The sequence below is a fragment of the Dietzia sp. HMSC21D01 genome (assembly GCF_001815995.1).
GTDB classification, from domain to species: domain Bacteria; phylum Actinomycetota; class Actinomycetes; order Mycobacteriales; family Mycobacteriaceae; genus Dietzia; species Dietzia cinnamea.
On record NZ_KV823670.1, the window covers coordinates 1 to 777 of the forward strand.

The window sequence follows — 777 nt, forward strand, 5'->3', positions numbered from 1 at the left end:
GACGGCCACGCGGTCTCCCTGCTCGCCAACGTCCAGGACGGCGACGGCGCGGAGGCGGCCGCCGCCGGCCCGGCCGCGGGGATCGGCCTGTTCCGCACCGAGCTGGCGTTCCTCGACCGGGCCGACGAGCCGACCCACGACGAGCAGGTCGCGCTCTACGCCCGAGTGCTCGGCGCCTTCTCCGACGCGCGCGTCGTCACCCGGACCCTCGACGCCGGCTCGGACAAGCCGCTCGCGTTCGCCGGGATGACCGAGGAGGACAACCCCGCCCTCGGCGTGCGCGGGATCCGCGTGGACCTGCTCGACCGCGGGCTATTGGACCGGCAGCTCGACGCCCTCGCGGCGGCCGGCCGGCAGGTCGGCGGAGCGCAGTCCTCACCGTGGGTGATGGCGCCGATGGTGGCCACCGTCCACGAGGCCCGCGACTTCGCCGACCGCTGCCGCGGCCGGGGCCTCACGCCCGGGATCATGGTCGAGGTGCCGTCCGTCGCCGTGGCGGTGGACCGCTTCCTGCCGCACGTGGACTTCCTGTCCGTCGGCACCAACGACCTCACCCAGTACGTCATGGCAGCCGACCGGATGTCCCCCGACCTGGCCGCCCTCACCGATCCCTGGCAGCCCGCGGTGCTGCGACTCATCCGCACGGTCGCCGACGCCGCCGGCCGTTCCCCCGACGGCCGGTCGATCCCGGTGGGCGTGTGCGGCGAAGCGGCGGCCGACCCGGACCTCGCCTGCGTCCTGCTGGGGCTCGGCGTCACCTCGCTGTCGGTGGCCACC

Annotated in this window: 1 protein-coding gene; it reads left to right on the forward strand. The window is 75.5% G+C overall.

Going from position 1 to position 777, the window contains the following annotated elements; genetic code table 11:
* Positions 1-777, forward strand: a 777-nt coding sequence (locus HMPREF3086_RS01745) for a putative PEP-binding protein (protein ID WP_141763948.1), incomplete at both ends; no start/stop codon positions are given.